We start from the raw sequence: 18,826 nt of genomic DNA, 5'->3' as shown, positions 1-18,826 counted from the left end.
CCGCGCCATGCAGGCCCTGCCCTATCGACACGCGCGTCGGTTGACCGGTCCCAATGTCTACTTCGCCGACACCGGCACGGCGCTGGAAAGCGCGGCCGGGCAGGCGTTCGACCTGGACGCGCTGCGGCGCTGGGACGCGCTGGTGCGCGAGGCCGTGGCGCTGCTGGGCTGGCCGGCCGGCGCGCGCTATCGGCATCGCCATGCCAGCGGCGCCACCCTCGCCTTCTCCGCGCCGCTGGATCAGCTGCACACCGCCACCGCGCTCAACATCTGGGCTTGGTGGATCGCCAGCAACAGTCCGGCCGAGCCGCTGCACGCGCCCGGCGATGCGGCCACCTGGGACATCGCGCTGGCCACGCGCACGCTGCAGGCCAGCGCCGCGGCCGAGGCACGGCCGACCCTGCTCGCGCTGCAGCGCAAGGCGCGCGCCCGTGCCCTGCCCTTCCTGCTGGACGAGGACGAGCTGACGCTGGGCAGCGGCAGCGGCGCGCGCAGCTGGTTCGTCGACGAACTGCCCGACCCGGCACACGTGCCCTGGCCGCGCCTGCATCGCATCCCGGGCGCGCTGGTGACCGGCTCCAACGGCAAGACCACCACCACGCGCCTGCTGGCCGCGCTATGCCAGGCGCATGTCGGGGACACCGCGTACAGCTGCACCGACGGCGTGTTCTTCCAGGGCCAGGCGCTGGACAGCGGCGACTTCTCCGGGCCGGCCGGCGCGCGCGAGGCGCTGCGCCAGGGGCAGGCCCGCGCCGCCGTGCTGGAGACCGCGCGCGGCGGCCTGCTGCGCCACGGCTTGGCGATCGAACAGGCCGATGTGGCGGTGGTGACCAACGTGGCGCACGACCACTTCGGCGAGTTCGGCGTGCATGACCTGCACATGCTGGCGCAGGTCAAGCTCAGCGTGGCCCGCGCGGTGGGCGTGGGCGCGCACCTGGTACTCAATGCGGACGATGCGTTCCTGCGCACGCAGTCCACCGCGCTGTCGTGTCCGCTGGCGTGGTTCGCGCTGGATTTCGACCAGCCGCTGCTGCGGCTGCATCGCGCGCTCGGCAAGCCGACCTGCGGCGTGCGCGAGGCGCATCTGTGGCTGGCGCTGGCGGGCATCGAACACGACCTCGGCCCCACCGCCGCGATGCCGCTGAGCCTGGGCGATCGCGCGCGCTACAACCTGGGCAACCTGGCGGCGGGCGCTCTGGCCGGCGCCCTGCTGGGTATCGCGCCGGGGACCATTGCGCGGGTGCTTGCCTGCTTCGGGCAGGACCCGGACGACAATCCCGGGAGGCTGCAGCAGTGGATGTTCGGCAGCACGCGCGTGGTCGTGGACTATGCGCACAATCCTGAGGGCCTGCGCAGCTTGCTCGATGCGCTCGACGCTTCGCGACGCGACGGCCGGCTGGGGCTGCTGCTGGGCCACGCCGGCAATCGCCAGGACGAGGATCTGCGCGCGGTCGCGCATGTCGCGGCGGCATACGCGCCGGAGCGGGTGATTCTCAAGGAGCTGCCGGGTTATGCCCGCGGTCGTGATGCCGATTCGGTACCGGCGCTGATGCATGCGCAGCTGCTGGCCGATGGCCTGGATCCGCAACGCGTGCAGCTGCGGGCAGATGAGGTGCAGGCCGCGCGCAGCCTGCTCGCCTGGGCCAGTGAAGGCGACTTGCTGGTGCTGCCTGTGCACGAGCTGGCCAATCGCGCGCAAGTGGTGGCGCTGCTGGATGAGATGGCCGCTTCGGGGTGGCGGGCGGGGGCGCCGGTGCCAGAGCAGGCGCTGGATCGAGTCGGGTAGAAGGACGGTCCAGCAACTGCGCATCTCGGACTCGCCGGTCTCGCTGATTGATCGATTGATCGAGCAGCAGAGTGTGAAGCTGCGGCTTTGCCCATTGCCGTGCATAGCAAGTTGAGGCCGGAAGTAGGTTGCGCCAGCCGAGCATGGCGCGAAGAGCACCCATCCCCAGCCCTCCCCTTCGCTTCGCGAAAGGGAGGGGGCCGATCATGCGATCGGCAAGGACTACTGGGCAGTGTTGCTGTCCGCTTGATTCGCGAGCAGCAGTGCCGATCGTCGATCTTAGGAATGACGGGCTGTGCTTCTGCTCCCTCCCTTTGGCCGCAGGCCAAGGGGAGGGCTGGGGAGGGGTTGCTCCGTTGCCGTTGCCGTTGCCGTTGCCGTTGCCGTTGCCGTTGCCGTTGCCGTTGCCGCTGCTGTCGCTGCTGTCGCTGCTGTCGCAAATGCTCTCGCTGCCACGCTCCTGCACGAACGAGCGAACCAGCGCCAAAAAAGCAGCCAACCAAACCCCATATCTGGCTAACCGTCATCGCCCCCGCACGGCCACCGGCATGCCATCCTGATGCCCTCATGAACCCTGCCCCGCAGTTCTGGCGCGATCCGGCGATGCCGCATGTCGAGAGCAGGCGTGCGTGGCAGAGCCGCGCCTGTTACCGGCCGCATAGCCATCCGACCTTTTCCATCGGCGCGGTCGATGAGGGCACCAGCGTCTTTACCGGCGCGGCCGAGGGGCCGGTCGTGCTGCAGCCGGGCTCGCTGGTGCTGGTCCCGCCTGCGCGCGTGCATGCCTGCAATCCTGCGCCGGGCAGCGCCTGGAGCTACCAGATGCTGCATCTGGATGCGCGCTGGCTGCAGCGCGTGCTGCAGGCGCAGCGGCCGCAGGCGCAGGCACTGGAGCGCGCGCCGATCCGGGTGAGCGCTGAGCCTGCGCACTACCAGGCCTTCTGCCGGCTCAACGCGCTGCTGTTTTCCGCAGCCTCGATCCAGGAGAAGGAGGCCGCCCTCCTCGCCTTCGTCGCACGCTTCTGCCGCCTGCCGGCACAACGCGTCTTCCCGCCGCGGGAAGCCGGCGCGAGCCGCCAGCGGCTGCGGCCGGTGCTGGACGCGTTGCACCAGGCGGGCGCCGAGATACGCTCGCTGCAGGAGCTGGCGGACATGGCGGGCCTGAGCCGCTACCAGATGATCCGCCTGTTCCGCGCCGCGACCGGCCTCACCCCGCATGCCTGGCAGTTGAACCAGGCGATCAACCAGGCGCGCACGCGCCTGCAGGCAGGCGACGCGTTGGCCGACGTCGCCGCCGATCTCGGCTTTGCCGATCAGAGCCATTTCCAACGGATCTTCAAGGCCCATACCGGCACCACGCCGGGCCGCTACCGGGACTGATCCCGGCGCAATTTCGTTCAAGACGCGCGCCGTCGGCATGCACAGACTCGGATGTCCTTCGAGCACCGATGTCCGCATGCAGCAGTTCCTGATCATCGCCGCGGCCCACTTCCTGGCGCTGCTCTCGCCCGGCCCCGACTTCTTCCTGGTCGCGCGCACCTCGCTGCGCGCCGGCTGGCGGCTGGCCAGCGGCGCCTGCGTAGGAATCGCCGTGGCCAACGGCGTCTTCATCCTAATCGCCTTCGCCGGCCTGTCGGCCTTGCGCCCGGGCAGCGCGCTGTTCGTCGGCCTTCAGCTGATCGGCTGTCTGTATCTGCTGTATCTGGGCTGGCTGTTCCTTGTCCATGCCGGCAGAAGCGACCTGCAGGTGATGGACGGCGTCCAGGCGCCGCGCAGCGCGGCGGCCGGCGCGGCGTCCTGGCTGCGCGCGATGGGCATGGGCTTTCTGTCCGGCATCCTCAATCCGAAGAACGCCCGGTTCTACGCCAGCCTGGCGGCGATGCTGACCGGGGCGCAGACCAGCGCAGGCTGGAAGCTGTTTTACGGCGTGTGGATGTTCAGCGTGGTCCTGCTGTGGGACCTGCTGGTGGCCATGTGCATCGGCAATGCGGCGGTGCTGCGCCGCTTCGCGCGGGCGCTGCCGTGGCTGGAGCGGGTCTCCGGCGCGGTGCTGATCCTGTTCGCGCTCGGGGTCATCGTCATGCTCGTCGTGCGCTGAATCCCGACCGGCGCGTCCATGCCCAAGCATGGCGCGCGTCGGCCCGGTCCAGCGGACTGCGCGCCGCGTCGCCAGGACGCGACGCGCGGCCGTCTTACTCCTCGATCACGTCCTTGCGCGGCAGCGGCGCGTCGCGCATCGCCGCCTGGTAGGCGAAGGTGGCGATGATCGCGGCGGCCTGCTGCAGGTCGGCGGGAACGGCGTGGTCGTAGGTGTCCAGATCGCTGTGGTGGACCTGGGTGCCGTAGTCCAGCCGGTCCTGCACGAACTGGAAGCCCGGCAGGCCCACGCGGTCGAACGGGATGTGGTCGGTGCTGCCGGTGTTGCGGCTGGTGACGATGCTCGCGCCGATGTCCTCGAACGGCGCCAGCCAGGCCTTGAAGATCGGCATCACCGCCTGGTTTTCCTGCGCGTAGATGCCGCGGATGCGGCCTGAGCCGTTGTCCAGGTTGAAGTAGGCCGACAGCTTGCCCCAGTCCTTGGTCTTCTGCAGCGGGCCGGTCGGCGTGCGCAGCGAGGACGGCAGTTCCTTCTGCGCCGGGTCGGTCGGCTCGGGATAGCGGGCGAAATGGCGCGAGACGTAGTCGGTCGAGCCGATCAGGCCCTGCTCCTCGCCGCTCCACAGCGCCACGCGGATGGTGCGCTTGGGTTTGGCGCCGACCGCCTTGAGGATGCGCATGGCCTCCATCATCACCGCCACGCCGGCGCCGTTGTCCGAGGCGCCGGTGCCGGCGTGCCAGGAGTCCATGTGCGCGCCCAGCATCACCACCTCGTCGGCCTTGCCGCTGCCCTTGAGCTCGGCGATGGTGTTGTAGCCCGGGTCGTTGCCCTGGCTGGTGAAGCGCGCATCGGAGCGCACGCGCAGGCGCACGGTGTCCTTGCGCTCCAGCGCGCGCATCAGCGGGTTGTAGTGCTCGGCGGCGACCACCAGTTCGGGCACGCCGACCGGCTCGCCGGCCTTGCGCGAACCGCCGCCGCCCACGCGCAGGATGCCGTCGTCCCAGCCGGAGATGCTCAGCGCGGCCAGCGCGCCTTCGTCGATCAGGAACTGGTTGGTGGCCTTGGCCAGCTCGGTGCGCTCGCGGTATTCCTTCAGGCGCTTGTCGCGCGCGGCCTTGTCGGTGGGCGCGGGGATGGCGAAGTCCAGCAGCTCGTGCAGGCCGGCCTCGTCATAGCGCTTGGAGGCGGCCTCGGTGTTGGGCTTGTACGGACGCGCCTCGCTGAGCAGCACGATCTTGCCGCGCAGCTTGCCCTTGTACTTGTCCAGGTCGGCCTTGGTCTTGAGGTTGAGCGCGATGGCCTCGCCCTCGACCGTGCCGTTGGTCGCCGGCGTCCAGGCCTTGGGCACGGCGTGCAGCGGTGCGGCGCGCGGGCTGAGCAGCTCCAGGCTGGCGCTGCTGAACTCCCAGCCGCGGCCGAAGTCGTCGAAGGCCTCGTCGTGGACGTTGCTCAGGCCCCACTCGGTGAATTTCTCCCGGGTCCAGGCATTGGCGCGGCCCATGGCCGGCGAATTGGTCAGGCGCGGACCGATCTGCTCGGTCAGGTACTGCAGCGTGTCGGCCACCTGCGAGCGATGGAAGGCTTCCTGCCGGATCTTGCCGACCATCGCCAGGTCCACCGTTTCCTCGGCCTGGGTCGCGAAGGCCATCCCCAGCCCCGCGACCAGCGCCGCCCATTTCATCCGCCTCATGCCTGCTTCCCCATCTGCGTTGTTGAAGGTTGTGTCGTGCAACCTACCGAGTCTGCCAGCGCGTTGTGCGCCTGCAGCAGGCCACAGGTCATGGCCGCCGATGACAAACCTGTCAGGCCAGCGGCGTCAGCCGGGCGCGGCGCAGCGCCGGGGCGTCCTGGCCGGGCCAGTCGCGGTCCACCGCCACCTGCGCGCGGGCCGCGCTGGCCTGCAGCGCCGCGAAATCCAGCTCGCCGATCGCCCAGATCTGCTCACCTTCCGTCTGCGCGATCACGCCGTCGGCGGGCAGGTCCACATCCATCGGCGCGAACAGCGCGGCCTCGCCCGTGTTCTCGTCCAGCGCCGGGCTCCACGGCGCGCTGCCGGCGGTCACCGACTGGGCGACGAACAGGCGGTTCTCCAGCGCGCGCGCCAGGCAGCCCACGCGCACGCGGGTGGCGCCGGCAGCCGTATCGGTGCAGCTGGGCACCACCAGCAGACGCGCGCCGGCCTGCTGCTGGGCACGCACCGGCAGCGGGAACTCGGCGTCGTAGCAGATCGCGATGCCGGCGCGGATCTCGTCGGCGGCGAACACGCGCAGGTCGTCGCCGCCTTCGATCACCTGGGCGTTCTTCTCGAAACCGGTGAGCTGCAGCTTGTCCTGCCAGCCGCGGCGCCCGTCCGGGGTGAACCAGTGCGCGCGGTTGCGATAGCGTCCGTTGCCCACTGCGGTGAGGAAGCTGCCGGCGATCACGTGCAGGCCCATGCGTTGGGCCAGCGTGGCGTAGAGATGCAGGAACGCCTCGGCGTACTGCTGGGTCGCTTCCAGCGAGGCCAGCAGGTCGGCGCTGATGGCCACCGGGAAGGTCGCGGCCAGCTCCAGCGACAGGTATTCGGGCAGCACGGCGATGCGCGCGCCGGCGTCGGCGGCCTGCTGGAGCAGATGCACCTGCTTCTCGGCGAAGGCATCGAAATCGCGCGGCTGGCCGATCGGGTACTTGGCGACGGCGACCCTCATGCCCGCCCCTCCAGCGCACGGGTCCAGAAGGTCAGCGTGTGCGCGACCTCGCCGTGCCCGGCCTCGCGCCAGGGCAGACGCAGCTGCAGCCCGTCGCGGCGCGTGTAGCCGCGCTTGCGCCAGAACGCGTCGTTGTCGCGATGCCCGGCCGGGCGGCGCGGATCGGTCAGGTCGCGATCCACCGCGCAGAAGGCGGTCGTGTCGAACCCGCCCAGCGCGCGTGCATGGGCCTCGCGCGCATCGAAGAAGGCATGGCCGATGCCGCGCCCGCGCCACTGCGGCAGCAGCACGGACTCGCCGAAGTAGAAGACGCGGCTCGCATCCAGACCCTGGGCAATGAACGGCGCGGAGAAGGCCTCGGTGTCGTCCAGCAGCGGCAGGCCGGTGGAAGCACCGATGACCTCCTCGCCCGCCAGCGCCAGCACGAACACGCTGCGCGGCGAGCGCGCATAGGCGGCCAGGTAGTCGCACTCGTAGGCGTGGCTGCCCTGGTACAGGTAGGGCCAGTGCGCGAACACGGCGATGCGCAGGCGCGCCACATCGTCCAGGTAGGGCGCGATCTCGGCGCCGCGCACCACCGCGATGCGGTGCGCGGGCAAGGCGGAAGCAAGCGAGGTCATGGGCCTAATTTACCGCACCCCGCCGTGCGCTTCCGCCACAGCAGGACCGCGATGCCCTGCTCCGGCACCAGCGCCAGCCACGCGGCGCGATCGCACCGCGCACTGAGCCACACCAGCCCGCCCTGCACGCCGCGCAGGCAGCGCCACGGGCGCCAGGCCGGCAGCTGCGGGCGACGCGGCCAAAGCGCCGCGTTCAGCAGCTCGGTCGGCCGCTCGCGCAGCGCCTGCGCGGTCGCCTGGGCCAGTTCGAACACCAGCGCACCACCCACGCCGCGCCGCAGCGGCGGCAGCGGCGGCCCGTCCGGTCCGGCCCGCAGCCCGCACACCGACAGCGCCGCCGGCAGACGGCGCGCCGCGTGGCGCACCGCGCGTCCGTGCAGGAGCATCAGCGCAGCTCCGTGGACAGCGCATACCAGTCGATCCTGCGCGTGATCCACATGATGGCCGCCAGGATGGCGAACAGCAGCAGCGAGCCCATCAGCAGCGCGTTGTCCTCGGACATCAGCAGGCCGTACAGCGCGCCGTACAGCGCGGTCAGCGCCAGGGCGAACCCGCCCGCCAGCCAGGGGCTGCGCAGAACGCCTGCGAGGTACACGAACTGCACGCCGATGCAGGCCCCGGCCGCGATCAGATACGCCAGCCAGAACGCGATGTGCTCGGACAGGCTGAACAGCAGCAGGAAGAACATCGCCAGCGCCAGGCCCACCAGCAGGTATTGCAGCGGATGGATCCGCATGCGCCGCACCAGTTCCAGCAGGCCGAAGCCGACGAAGGTCAGCAGCACGAACAGCAGCCCGTACTTGCAGGCGCGATCGGCCAGCGTATACGCGTCGACCGGATCGACCAGCTCCACACGCAGGGCGTCCAGCGCGGCCCCGTCTTCGGACTGCAGCTGCTGCAGCTGGGCCTGCGCCTGGCTGGCCAGCGAGGACACCGCCCACTGCGCATCGAAGCCGCGCGCGCCGACCGTGCGCTGCACGGGCAGGAAGTCGCCGCCGAAGGCCGGATGCGGCCACGGCGAGGCCAGCCGCACGCGGCTGTCGTCGGCCACCGGCACCACCTCCAGCGCCTGCGTGCCGGCCAGCGCGAAGGCCAGCGTCACGCTGCGTCCCGGCACGCGCCCATCCACCACCTCCGGCAGGAGCGCGCTGACGCCGGCCAGGGGTGCGTTGAAGGCGCGCGTGCCGGGCTGCAGGCGCAGGGCCGCGCCATCGACGCGCAGGCTCGGCGCGCCCTGCAGACCGCGCACATCGCGCAGGCCCAGCACCAGGTAGGGCGTGCCATAACGACGCACCACCCCGGCCGGCGCCGGCGGCAGCGCGGTGGAGAACTGCGCCGACAGCTGCCCGTCCCAGACGTAGGTCGGCACATCGAACAGCCCGACCCTGCGCGTCTGCGGCCGCAGCTGGCCGCCGACCTGCAGCGACAGCGGCGCCTGCAGCAGCGTGCCTTCGCTGCGCACCTGCCGCGTGCGCGCCTGGCCGGTGGCATCGGTCCACGCCTGCTCGCGCACATCGACATAGGGCAGCGCGCGCAGCGGCCCGACCAGCCGCTGCGCGCCGGCGCTGCTGCGCGCCACGCGCTTGACGGCCTGTTCGCGGTAGGCGGTGCGCTCGGCGATCAGGCTGCGGGTCATGCTCAGGGGAATCAGCAGCGCCAGCACCAGCGCGCCGACGATGGCGAAACGCGACAACAGCTTCAGGGATTTCATGCACGGCTCCGGCCGGTGGTCGATGCCGGACAGGCTGCGCGGGCCATGTGGGGCGCGGTTGAGCGGTGCTTGAAGCCAATGTGAAGTCCGCCGGCGGGCTGCTCGCGTTGATCGGGATGACAGGTCGCGCCGACTAGACTGACGGCTCCGTCAGTTTCAACCGGAGCGTCGCCTTGGACTTCACCACCGTGCACTGGGCCACGCACGATTCGCGCCTGCTGCTGTGCGCCCTGGCCGGCATCGTCTGCATCGTCGCCCTGATCAGCCTGCTCCGGCTGCCGCCGTTCCTGTCGATCCTGGTCGGCAGCTTCGTGGCCGGGCTGGGCATCGGGCTGCCGCCCGAACAGCTGGCCAAGTCCTTCAGCACCGGCGCCGGCCACCTGCTGGGCGACGCCGGCCTGATCATCGCCCTGGGCGCCATGCTGGGGGCGATGCTGGCCGATACCAGCGCGGCCGACCGCATCGCCTCGACCCTGCTCGGCATCGGCAAGGGCAAGGCGCTGCCCTGGGTGATGGCGCTGGTGGCGATGGTGATCGGCCTGCCGCTGTTCTTCGAGGTCGGCCTGGTGATGATGGTGCCGATCATCTTCGTCATGGCGCGCCGCGCGCAGCAGCCGCTGCTGCGCATCGCCGTCCCGGCACTGGCCGGCATGACCACCCTGCACGCGCTGATGCCGCCGCACCCCGGCCCGCTGATCGCGGTCAGCACGCTGCATGCGGACCTGGGGCTGACGATGCTGTTCGGCTTCCTCATCGCGGTGCCGGCGGTGATCCTGGCCGGCCCGCTGTACGGGATCTGGCTGTCGCGGCGCATGGACATCGCCGTGCCGGCCAAGATGGAGGCGCTGTTCTCCGCGCGCGAGGCGCCGGCGCATCCGCCCGGCTTCGCCGCGAGCCTGTCGATCATCCTGCTGCCGGTGGTGCTGATGCTCGGCGCCACGCTGGCCAAGATCGCCCTGCCGCCGGACGCGCCGGCTGCCACGGCGCTGCGCTTCCTGGGCGAACCGATGGTAGCCCTGGCCCTGGCGGTGCTGGCCGCGGTGGCGCTGCTGGGCTGGGGCGGCGGGCTGGGACGCGCGCGGGTCAACCAGGTGCTGCTCAAGAGCCTGCCGCCGATCGCCGCGCTGCTGCTGACCATCGGCGCCGGCGGCGGCCTGAAGCAGGTGCTGCTGGATGCCGGCATCAGCGACACCATCGCCAAGGTCGCCCAGGGCGCGCACCTGCCCTATCTGCTGCTGGCCTGGCTGATCGCGGTGGCGCTGCGCCAGGCGACCGGCTCGGCCACGGTGGCCACGACCACCACCGCCGGCATCCTGGCGCCGCTGGTCGCGCACCTGCCGCCCACGCAGGGCGCGCTGATCGCGCTGGCCATCGGCGCCGGCTCGGTGTTCTTCTGCCACGTCAACGACGCCGGCTTCTGGATGGTGCGCGAGTACTTCGATCTCAAGCTCAAGCAGACGGTGATGGTGTGGTCGGTGCTGCAGACCATCGTCTCGCTGGTCGGACTGGCCGGCACCGCGCTGCTGTGGCGCCTGCTGGCGTGATCGCAGGGGCTTTGCAGGACACGCGCTAGGCTTTGCCCTATGACTGAACCGCTGACCGGCCCGGCCGACGATCCCCGCCGCATCCGCCTGCGCCGCATGAAGCTGGCCGCGTTCGGCCTGCTGGTGCTGATGCTGGCCGGCTTCGGCTTGAGCCATGCGATGGGGCTGCGCGGCGGCTGGGCATGGCTGGCCGCGTTCTGCGAGGCGGCGGCGGTGGGCGCGATGGCGGACTGGTTCGCGGTGGTGGCGCTGTTCCGCCGGCCGCTGGGCCTGCCGATCCCGCACACGGCGATCGTGCCGCGCGGCAAGGCGCGGCTGGCCGACAGCCTGGCGGTCTTCGTGCGCGACCACTTCCTGGCGCCCGAGGCGCTGCTGGAGAAGCTGCGCGCGTTCGACCCGGCCGCGCGCCTGGGCCAGTGGCTGGCCGAACCGGCGCAGGCGAAGCTGCTGGCCGGCATGGCGCGCGGCTGGGCGCTGCAGGCGCTGGACCTGCTGGACGAGAGCGCCGTGCGCGCGGCGATCCAGCGCTTCGTGATCGCCCGCCTGCGCGGCTGGAACGCCGCCGGCACCGCCGGCCAGGTGCTGGGCCTGCTCACCGCCGACGGCCGCCACCAGGCACTGCTGGACGCCGCGCTCAAGCGCATCGCCCGCTGGCTGGACGACCCGGCGCTCAAGGCCCGCGCCTCGGCGCTGATCGTGCGCTACGCGCGGCGCGAATGGCCCAAGCTGATGGGCACGGTGGACCTGATAAAGCCGGTGGACGAGATCGGCGACGCCCTGGCCCAGCGCATCGCCGCCGCGGCGCTGGAGGAGCTGCAGACCGTGCTGTCCACGCCTGGCCATCCGCTGCGCCAGGACTACGAGGCCTGGCTGTCGCGCTACGTGCAGCGCCTGCGCGAGGACCCGGCGCTGGTGGAGCGCGTGGAGCAGATCAAGCAGGACCTGATCGACCACCCGGCCGTGCAGGACTACGTGCGCGGGCTGTGGGACCAGGTCCATGCCGCCCTGCGCGCGGACCTGGAGAACCCCGACTCGCGCCTGGCCGCGCACCTGGAGCGCCTGCTGCAGACCCTGGGCGAGGCGCTGGGCCGCGACGCCTCGCTGCGCGAGGCGCTCAACGCCCACCTCACCACCGCCGCCGAGAGCCTCACCACCCGCCTGCGCAGCGGCGTCACCCACCACATCGCCCAGACCATGAAGGGCTGGGACGAACGCCAGCTGGTGGACGTGCTGGAACTGGCCGTCGGCCGCGACCTGCAGTACATCCGCTTCAACGGCACGATCGTGGGCGGGCTGATCGGGCTGGTACTGCATGCGGTGGTGGTGTTCTGGGGCTAGCCCGAGCGGGCGCGGAACGGGCTTCTGGCGACACGCAGCGCTCGCGCGTCAACGCGTTTCACTCCGCCCGCGCGTGCCCTCCACACCTCGCCCCCCCTGCCTTGTGGCACTGTGCGCCCCGCCGCCGGCGCTTCAGCCTGCGCAGTCCTTTTTTGACCGGAGCCTTGCCCATGCGTCGTCTGACCCGTTCCGTGCTGGCCCTCGCGCTGGCCAGCGCCTGCTGCGGCGCCTCCGCCGCCGACGAGGCCGTGCCCACCGGGCGCCTGCCCACCTGGGCCCAGCCGCAGGAATACGCGCTGGACCTGAAGATCGACCCCGCCCAGGACAGCTTCAGCGGTACCACCACGATCAAGGTCAAGCTGACCCAGGCCAGCGACCACCTGTGGATCGACGGCAAGGAGCTCAAGGTCGGCAAGGTCACCGTGACCGACGCCGACGGCAAGGCCGCCGCGGCCAAGTACACCGTGGCCGACGCGCAGGCCGGCGTGGCCCGCATCGATTTCGGCAAGACCCTGCAGCCGCAGGAACTGACCCTGTCCATCGCCTACACCGCGCCGTTCAACCAGGCGCTGGAAGGCCTGTACAAGGTCACCTACGAAGGCAAGCCGTATGCGATGACGCAGATGGAGCCGATCAGCGCGCGCTTCGCCTTCCCCAGCTTCGATGAGCCGGCGTTCAAGACGCCCTACGACATCAAGCTGACCATCCCGGCCGACCTGCAGGCCGTGGCCAATACCGCCCAGGTGCAGGAGGCGCCCACGACCACCAGCAAGCGCTGGAAGACGCTGACCTTCGCCCGCACGCTGCCGCTGCCGACCTATCTGGTCGCCTTCGCCGTGGGCCCGTGGGACATCGTCGACGGCCCGGGCATCACCGCCACGCCGCAGCGCGCTGGCACCCTGCTGCTGCGCGGCGTGGCGCCCAACGGCAAGGGCCCGCGCATGAAGATCGCGCTGGATTCCACGCCGGTGATCATCCACACGCTGGAGGACTACTACGACTTCGGCTATCCCTTCGACAAGCTCGACCAGCTGGCCGCGCCGGACTTCTCCGCCGGTGCGATGGAGAACGCCGGCCTGGTGACCTACCGCGACTATCTGCTGCTGCTCGACAAGGATTCGGCCACCAGCTACAAGCGCTCGTCCTTCAACGTGATCGCCCATGAGCTGGCCCACCAGTGGACCGGCGATACGGTGACCATGTCCTGGTGGAACGACCTGTGGCTCAACGAGTCCTTCGCCACCTGGATGCAGCAGAAGGTCACCATGAAGGTGCATCCGGAATACCGCGCCGACCTGGACCGCGTGCAGGGCGCGCAGGGCGCGATGTCCGGCGATGCGCTGGTGGCCACGCGCAAGATGCGCCAGGAGATCACCGGCAACGGCGACATCGAGAACGCCTTCGACGGCATCACCTACCAGAAGGGCGCCGCGGTGCTGGGCATGTTCGAGGCCTATGTGGGCGAGGACACCTTCCGCACCGGCATGCGCCAGTACATCCAGCGGCACAAGTTCGGCAACGCCACCGCCGACGACCTGGTCAGCGCCATCGCCACCGCCGCCGGCAAGGGGCCGGAGTTCACCGCCGCGTTCAACAGCTTCCTCGACCAGCCCGGCGTGCCCTATGTGCATACCGAGGTCACCGACGCCAAGGGCCAGGTGGTGCTCAAGCTGACCCAGCGGCGCTACCTGCCGCTGGGCAGCACCGGCGATTCGGCCAAGACCTGGGGCGTGCCGGTGTGCGTGCGCTACCAGACCAGCGCCGGCAGCGACAAGGCCTGCACCCTGCTGTCGGCCGCCAGCGGCACCCTGGCCCTGCCGGGCGCGAAGCAGGGCGGCTGGGTGATGCCCAACGCCGGCGCCGCCGGCTACTACCGCATCGGCCTGGATGCCAAGGCGCTCAAGACGCTCACCGCCGATGTGGCCCAGCTCACCGATGCCGAGCAGCTGGCCTACGGCGACGGCGTCAGCGCCGCCTTCGACCTGGGCGAGTTGAACCCGGCCCAGCTGCTGGCCGCGCTCAAGCCGCTGACCGCCTCCAAAGTCTCCGAGGTCGCGACCGTGCCCACCGAACACGTGGGCTGGCTGTACGGCCGCCTGGCCAGGACCGACGCCCAGCGCGCGGCACTGACCCAGTGGGCCGAGGAGGCCTATCTGCCGCGCATGCAGCAGTTGGGCTATGTGCGCAAGGACGGCGAGGAAGGCAGCGATGCGCTCGAGCGCGCCGAACTCGCCGGCTTCCTGGCCCTGACCATGAAGGTGCCGGCCGCGCGCGCCGAGCTGCTCAAGCAGGGCGATGCAGTGCTGGCCGGCGGCAAGACGCTGGCCTTCGACCAGGCCAACCCCGACCTGCTCGCCGCCGCGCTGTCGGTGAGCGTGCAGGAGCACGGCGCTCCAGCCGTGGACCAGCTAATGGCCGCGCTGCCCGGCGTGATCGATCCGGCCCACCGCAACGCCATGCTCTCGGCGCTCAGCCGCACCGAGGACCCGGCGCTGGCCGCCAAGGTGCGCAGCTTCGGCCTGGGCAAGGACGTCAAGGTCGGGGAGATGCGCTACCTGCTGACCGCCGGCAAGCACGCCACCGTGGCCGATCGCGACACGCAGTGGAGCTGGTTCACCCAGAACTACGACGCCATCCACGCGCGCATCGGCGCCTTCGCCGGCGGCTCGCTGCCGCGCATGGCCTCGGCCGGCGCCTGCACCCCGGCCGAGTCGGACCGCCTGCAGGCGTTCTTCGAGCCGCGCCTGAAGGACCTGCCCGGCGCCATCCGCGGCCTGCAGCAGGCGCGCGAGAGCATCGCCCTGTGCGCCGCCCTCACCGCCAAGCAGGACCCGGTGACGCTGGTGAAGTAAGCGCCAGCGCTCGCTGCAGCACCTGGACGCCGCCGCAGGAAACTGCGGCGGTTTCTTTTTGGGCGCTTTGCCGAACTGCGGATATCGATGAGTGCGGCTTTGGTGAGCGGACTTCGCCCACCAGCCTCGACCCGGCCAAGTGCAACTTCTCGGCTCGGTTTCCACTGATAGCCGGCGCTTGGATGGTAAAAGATTGACCGCGCCTAATGCTTCCGGTGGGAGCCGCCCTTGTGGCCTTTTCGGCCATGGCGGCTCCCACGGGATTCCGCGAGGACTATGTGCACCCGTACACCAGCCTGGCCCGCGCTGTGTCACGCCCTGCCGGGGCGAGGCCGTGCGATCGAAAAGAACAGGATTTCTTTCGATCCAAAGGCGTTGGGTGAGCGCTCTGCCCCCTCCCTTTCGCCGCAGGCGAAGGGGAGGGCCGGGGTGGGGTGCTTTTGCTCTTCGCTTCGGTGGCTTGCCCGGGAAAGCCCCGCCCCCTCCCCATCCCTCCCCTGCGCTGCGCGCAAGGGAGGGGGCGCAAACCGAAGTCCTGTGACCTGACGCGCGAGGCAGCGGGCCGGCGGGCGGTGGCCGCGCCTAGCGAGGCAGGAGGCCGAGCGCCCGAATCAGGGCAGGATGCCCTGATTGAGGGACAAGCGGCCGCCGCCCGCCGGACCGCTGCCCCTTTCGAGGCCGACACGCTTCTGCCTTGCGCCCACCCAAGCCGCAGAAGAAACCTTTTCGCAGGCAATCGAACGCTGCGGGATGCTTCGCAGTCCGGGGGTAATCGATTCAAACCGAGAAGTCGGATTCAGAAAGCTGAGCAATGACAGTGGACACCTCAGACCCAACCATCCGCCCGTGCCCCGCTCGGCGGCTTGTGGCACAGTCCGCGGGCTCGCAATCACCCCTGATAGGAAGGAAAGCCCGATGAAAAGGATCCTGTTGAGCCTGACCCTCTGCCTGCTGGCCGGCACGGCGCTGGCGGCCGGCAGCGTGCGTTTCGGCAACAAGCTGGTCAGCACCGGCGACAGCGCCGGCAAGGTGACCCAGGTGGCCGGCAAGCCCGACCGCGTGATTCCGCTGCAGAACGAGTACAGCGCCAATATCGGCGAGCGCTGGGAGTACGACCAGTCGCAGAAGACCATCCAGATCATCTTCAAGGATGGCCGGGTGACTGATATCCAGGAGATCTACAACTAATCACCCCGCATCGCAGCGGCCGACGCTGCGATCGCCCGTGAATCTCGCCCCGGCCCCGGTCGAGGCCCGCCGCTTGTGTCCCACCTCGCGGGAGGCTGCGCCCCGCGCCGGTTGTCCGGCCTCCACCACAGGCGAATAATCCGCGTGTTGCGGTGCGCAACTCCCGCGCGCACCGGCCCTTCGACGCGTGTTCACCGCCGCCAGGCTCGCCTGCCGGGACCGTGAGGCCGCGTCGGTCAGGACCCGATCGCTGTGACTGCTGCTTCCCAGGCCCGGCCGCCCGCGCCGGCGCGCCCGCCCCGCAAGACGCCCGACTACCGGGTCATCTCGCTGATCCTGGCCTGCGCCATCTTCATGGAGCAGCTGGACGCCACCGTGCTGGCCACCGCGCTGCCGGCGATGGCGCGCGACTTCGGCGCCAGCGCCCCGGCGATGAGCATCGCCATGACCAGCTACCTGCTGGCGCTGGCGATCGGCATCCCCGCTTCGGGCGCGATGGCCGACCGCTTCGGCGCGCGGCGGGTGTTCAGCGCCTCGATCGTGGTGTTCGTCGCCGGCTCGGTGCTGTGCTCGCTGGCCACCAGCGTGCCGACCATGGTGGCCGCGCGCCTGCTGCAGGGCGCGGGCGGGTCGATGATGGCCCCGCTCGGCCGGCTGATCCTGCTGCGCACGGTCGAGCGCAGGCATCTGGTCTCGGCCATGTCCTGGACGCTGGTGCCGGCCTTCCTGGGGCCCTTGCTGGGGCCGCCGCTGGGCGGCCTGCTGGTGACGCACGCCAGCTGGCATTGGATCTTCTACATCAACGTGCCGATCGGGATCCTGGGCTTCGTGCTGGTGCGCGCGGTGATCCCTTACATCGAGGCGGCCGACGAACCCCGGCCGTTCGACCTGCCGGGCTTCGTGCTGTGCGGGCTGTGCCTGGGCTGCGGCCTGTTCGGCCTGGAAAGCGTGGGCCAGCCGGGGAACCTGATCACCGGCCTGGCGCTGATGGCGGTCAGCGCCTCGGCGGCGGCCGGCTACCTGTGGCACGCGCGGCGCGCGGACGCGCCGCTGCTGGACCTGGACGTGCTGAAGATCGACTCGTTCCGGCTCTCGGTGATCGGCGGCTCGCTGATGCGCATCACCCAGGGCGCGCAGCCGTTCCTGCTGCCGCTGCTGTTCCAGCTGGGCTTCGGCTACAGCGCCGCGCACGCCGGCCGGCTGGTGCTGGCCACCGCGCTGGGCGCGCTGCTGATGCGCCTGTGCACCCCGATGCTGCTGCGCCGGGTCGGCTATCGCAACGGCCTGCTCGCCAACGGCGTGCTGTCCAGCCTGGGCTATGCGGTGTGCGCGCTGTTCCGTCCGGGCTGGCCGGACTGGTTGATGTTCGTGCTGCTGGTGGGCTGCGGGGCGTTCATGTCCTTCCAGTTCGCCGCCTACAACACGGTGGCCTACGAGGCGGTGCCCACGCGCCGCATGAGCCACGCCTCCAGCCTCTACAGCACGCTGCAGCAGCTGATGCTCTCAGTTGGCGTGTGCGTGGGTGCGCTGGCGCTGAAGACCGCCATCGCCGTCGGCGGCCATGGCAGCGCGCAGCTGGGCGACTTCTCGGCGGCCTTCGTGCTGGTGACGCTGATCTCGCTGTCCTCGACCTGGTGGCATCTGAAGTTCAGCCACGACGTCGGCGCCGAGCTGTCCGGGCATCGCGCCCGCGCGACGGCCTGACTCACACCGCGACCTGGCGCTTCCCCAGATACAGCGCCAGGCCGACGTTGACCAGGGCCACCAGCGCCACGTAGTGCGCCGGCGCCAGCGCCCCCACACGCGCGGCCAGGTAGGCGATCAGCGGCGGCGTCACCGCCCCGGCGATGGCATAGGCCAGGTTGTAGGACAGGGCGAGGCCGGTGAAGCGCACCGGTGCGGGGAAGGCCGCGGTCATCACCCCTGGCGCGACGCCGGACACACCGGCGGTGAAGCCGGCCAGCGCGTACAGCGGCAGGAAGTAACGCCCGCCGTGGGCCAGGTCGAGATACAGCAGGTAGACGCCCACCATCAACGCCAGCGAGGACACCGCCAGCGCCGGCGCGCGGCCGATCCGGTCCGACAGCAACCCGGTCCACAGGCAGCCGACGATCAGGCAGACCGAGGCCAGCACGCTGCCTTCGCTGGCCCGCGCCGCCGAGATGCCGAACGAGGACTGCACCAGCGTCGGCGTCATCAGGATCACCACCACGATGGCCGCGGTCAGCGCCCAGGTCGCCCCCATCGACACCAGCACACCGCCGCGATGCTCGCGCAGTACGTCGCGGATCGGCAGCTTGGCCAGCCCCTTGCGCGCGCGCATCTGCGCGAACACCGGTGTCTCGTCCAGCCAGCGGCGCAGCCACACCGAGACGAAGCCGAACACGCCGCCGATCAGGAACGGAATGCGCCAGGCGTAATCCAGCAGCTGCGCCGGGGTGAACCAGTGCGCCATCGCCGAGGCGGCCAGCGCGCCGAGCAGCAGGCCCAGGCTCAGCCCCGCCGACAGCGTGCCGATCGCGAAGCCCACCTTGCCGGCGGGCGCGTGCTCGGCCACGAACACCCACGCCCCCGGCATCTCGCCGCCGATGGCCAGGCCCTGGGTCAGGCGCATCACCAGCAACAGCAGCGGCGCGGCGATGCCGATCTGCGCATAGGTCGGCAGCAGGCCGATGCACAGCGTCGGCAGCGCCATCAGGAACACGCTGAAGGCGAACAGCCGCTTGCGCCCGATGCGGTCGCCGAAGTGCGCCATCAGCACGCCGCCGATCGGCCGCACCAGGTAGCCGGCGGCGAAGATCGCGAAGGTCTGCAGCTGCTGCAGCCACGCCGGCATCTCCGGCGGAAAGAACAGCGCGCCCAGGGTCTTGGCGAAGAACACGAAGACCACGAAGTCGTAGAACTCCAGCGCCCCGCCGAGCGCGGACAGCGACAGGACCTTGGCATCGTTGCGCAGCGGCGCGGCGGCGGTGGACATGGCAGGGACGCTCGGGCGAAAGGCG

At 70.8% G+C, this 18,826-nt stretch carries 15 protein-coding genes; 9 read left to right on the top strand and 6 right to left on the bottom strand.

The genetic code is table 11. The features are described 5' to 3' along the window. Positions 1 to 7 precede the first annotated feature (7 nt). The 4 genes from ACFJIT_RS03280 to ACFJIT_RS03265 all read left to right on the top strand — a co-directional run bounded on the left by ACFJIT_RS03280 (position 8) and on the right by ACFJIT_RS03265 (position 3,884). Positions 8 to 1,786 (top strand): Mur ligase family protein, encoded by a 1,779-nt coding sequence (locus ACFJIT_RS03280; RefSeq protein WP_379655030.1) that lies wholly within the window; start codon positions 8 to 10, stop codon positions 1,784 to 1,786. A 263-nt stretch (positions 1,787 to 2,049) separates the two neighbouring features. Continuing rightward, positions 2,050 to 2,346 (top strand): hypothetical protein, encoded by a 297-nt coding sequence (locus ACFJIT_RS03275; protein WP_379655029.1) that lies wholly within the window; start codon positions 2,050 to 2,052, stop codon positions 2,344 to 2,346. A 7-nt stretch (positions 2,347 to 2,353) separates the two neighbouring features. Beyond that, on the top strand, positions 2,354 to 3,166 hold the full coding sequence (locus ACFJIT_RS03270) for a helix-turn-helix domain-containing protein (protein ID WP_379655028.1): 813 nt from the start codon (positions 2,354 to 2,356) through the stop codon (positions 3,164 to 3,166). A gap of 76 nt (positions 3,167 to 3,242) precedes the next feature. Then, entirely contained in the window at positions 3,243 to 3,884 is a 642-nt protein-coding gene (locus ACFJIT_RS03265; RefSeq protein WP_379655027.1) for a LysE family translocator, read from the top strand. Positions 3,885 to 3,978: 94 nt separating this feature from the next. On the opposite strand, the gene ACFJIT_RS03260 is transcribed toward ACFJIT_RS03265, so the two are convergent. From ACFJIT_RS03260 to creD, 5 genes are all read right to left on the bottom strand, one after another. Further along, positions 3,979 to 5,565, bottom strand: coding sequence for a M20/M25/M40 family metallo-hydrolase (locus tag ACFJIT_RS03260; protein ID WP_379655702.1), 1,587 nt, complete (start codon positions 5,563 to 5,565; stop codon positions 3,979 to 3,981). A gap of 121 nt (positions 5,566 to 5,686) precedes the next feature. Further along, positions 5,687 to 6,571, bottom strand: coding sequence for a carbon-nitrogen hydrolase family protein (locus tag ACFJIT_RS03255; protein ID WP_379655026.1), 885 nt, complete (start codon positions 6,569 to 6,571; stop codon positions 5,687 to 5,689). Next, positions 6,568 to 7,191, bottom strand: coding sequence for a GNAT family N-acetyltransferase (locus tag ACFJIT_RS03250; RefSeq protein WP_379655025.1), 624 nt, complete (start codon positions 7,189 to 7,191; stop codon positions 6,568 to 6,570). Before ACFJIT_RS03250 ends, ACFJIT_RS03255 begins: the two co-directional genes overlap by 4 nt. Beyond that, a complete protein-coding gene (locus tag ACFJIT_RS03245) occupies positions 7,188 to 7,577 on the bottom strand; it encodes a hypothetical protein (protein ID WP_379655024.1) in 390 nt (129 codons plus the stop codon). Before ACFJIT_RS03245 ends, ACFJIT_RS03250 begins: the two co-directional genes overlap by 4 nt. Then, complete coding sequence (creD, locus tag ACFJIT_RS03240) at positions 7,577 to 8,902, bottom strand: cell envelope integrity protein CreD (protein WP_379655023.1); 1,326 nt, start codon at positions 8,900 to 8,902, stop codon at positions 7,577 to 7,579. Before creD ends, ACFJIT_RS03245 begins: the two co-directional genes overlap by 1 nt. Positions 8,903 to 9,075: 173 nt before the next feature. On the opposite strand from creD, the gene ACFJIT_RS03235 reads away from it, so the two are divergent. The 5 genes from ACFJIT_RS03235 (at position 9,076) to ACFJIT_RS03215 (ending at position 17,528) form a co-directional block, all read left to right on the top strand. After that, positions 9,076 to 10,446, top strand: a complete 1,371-nt coding sequence (locus tag ACFJIT_RS03235; protein WP_379655022.1) for a gluconate:H+ symporter — start codon at positions 9,076 to 9,078, stop codon at positions 10,444 to 10,446. A gap of 39 nt (positions 10,447 to 10,485) precedes the next feature. Next, a complete protein-coding gene (locus tag ACFJIT_RS03230; RefSeq protein ID WP_379655021.1) occupies positions 10,486 to 11,784 on the top strand; it encodes a DUF445 domain-containing protein in 1,299 nt (432 codons plus the stop codon). Between the two features lie 170 nt (positions 11,785 to 11,954). Next, a complete protein-coding gene (locus ACFJIT_RS03225) occupies positions 11,955 to 14,636 on the top strand; it encodes a M1 family metallopeptidase (RefSeq protein ID WP_379655020.1) in 2,682 nt (893 codons plus the stop codon). 915 nt (positions 14,637 to 15,551) lie between these two features. Then, the gene (locus ACFJIT_RS03220; protein WP_379655019.1) at positions 15,552 to 15,824 is read left to right on the top strand and encodes a DUF2845 domain-containing protein; all 273 of its coding nucleotides are present in this window, start codon (positions 15,552 to 15,554) and stop codon (positions 15,822 to 15,824) included. Positions 15,825 to 16,076: 252 nt separating this feature from the next. Next, positions 16,077 to 17,528, top strand: a complete 1,452-nt coding sequence (locus ACFJIT_RS03215) for an MFS transporter (RefSeq protein WP_130561577.1) — start codon at positions 16,077 to 16,079, stop codon at positions 17,526 to 17,528. A gap of 1 nt (position 17,529) precedes the next feature. Here the strand turns inward: ACFJIT_RS03215 and ACFJIT_RS03210 are convergent, their stop codons facing one another. After that, positions 17,530 to 18,801: an MFS transporter gene (locus ACFJIT_RS03210; RefSeq protein ID WP_130561576.1), complete on the bottom strand. Its 1,272-nt coding sequence runs from the start codon at positions 18,799 to 18,801 to the stop codon at positions 17,530 to 17,532. Between the last annotated feature and the right edge of the window lie 25 nt (positions 18,802 to 18,826).

The sequence above is a fragment of the Pseudoxanthomonas sp. UC19_8 genome, from assembly GCF_042700505.1.
Taxonomy (GTDB): domain Bacteria; phylum Pseudomonadota; class Gammaproteobacteria; order Xanthomonadales; family Xanthomonadaceae; genus Pseudoxanthomonas_A; species Pseudoxanthomonas_A winnipegensis.
The sequence above is the reverse complement of the archived record's forward strand: the minus strand, read 5'-3'. Positions and strand labels throughout refer to the sequence as shown.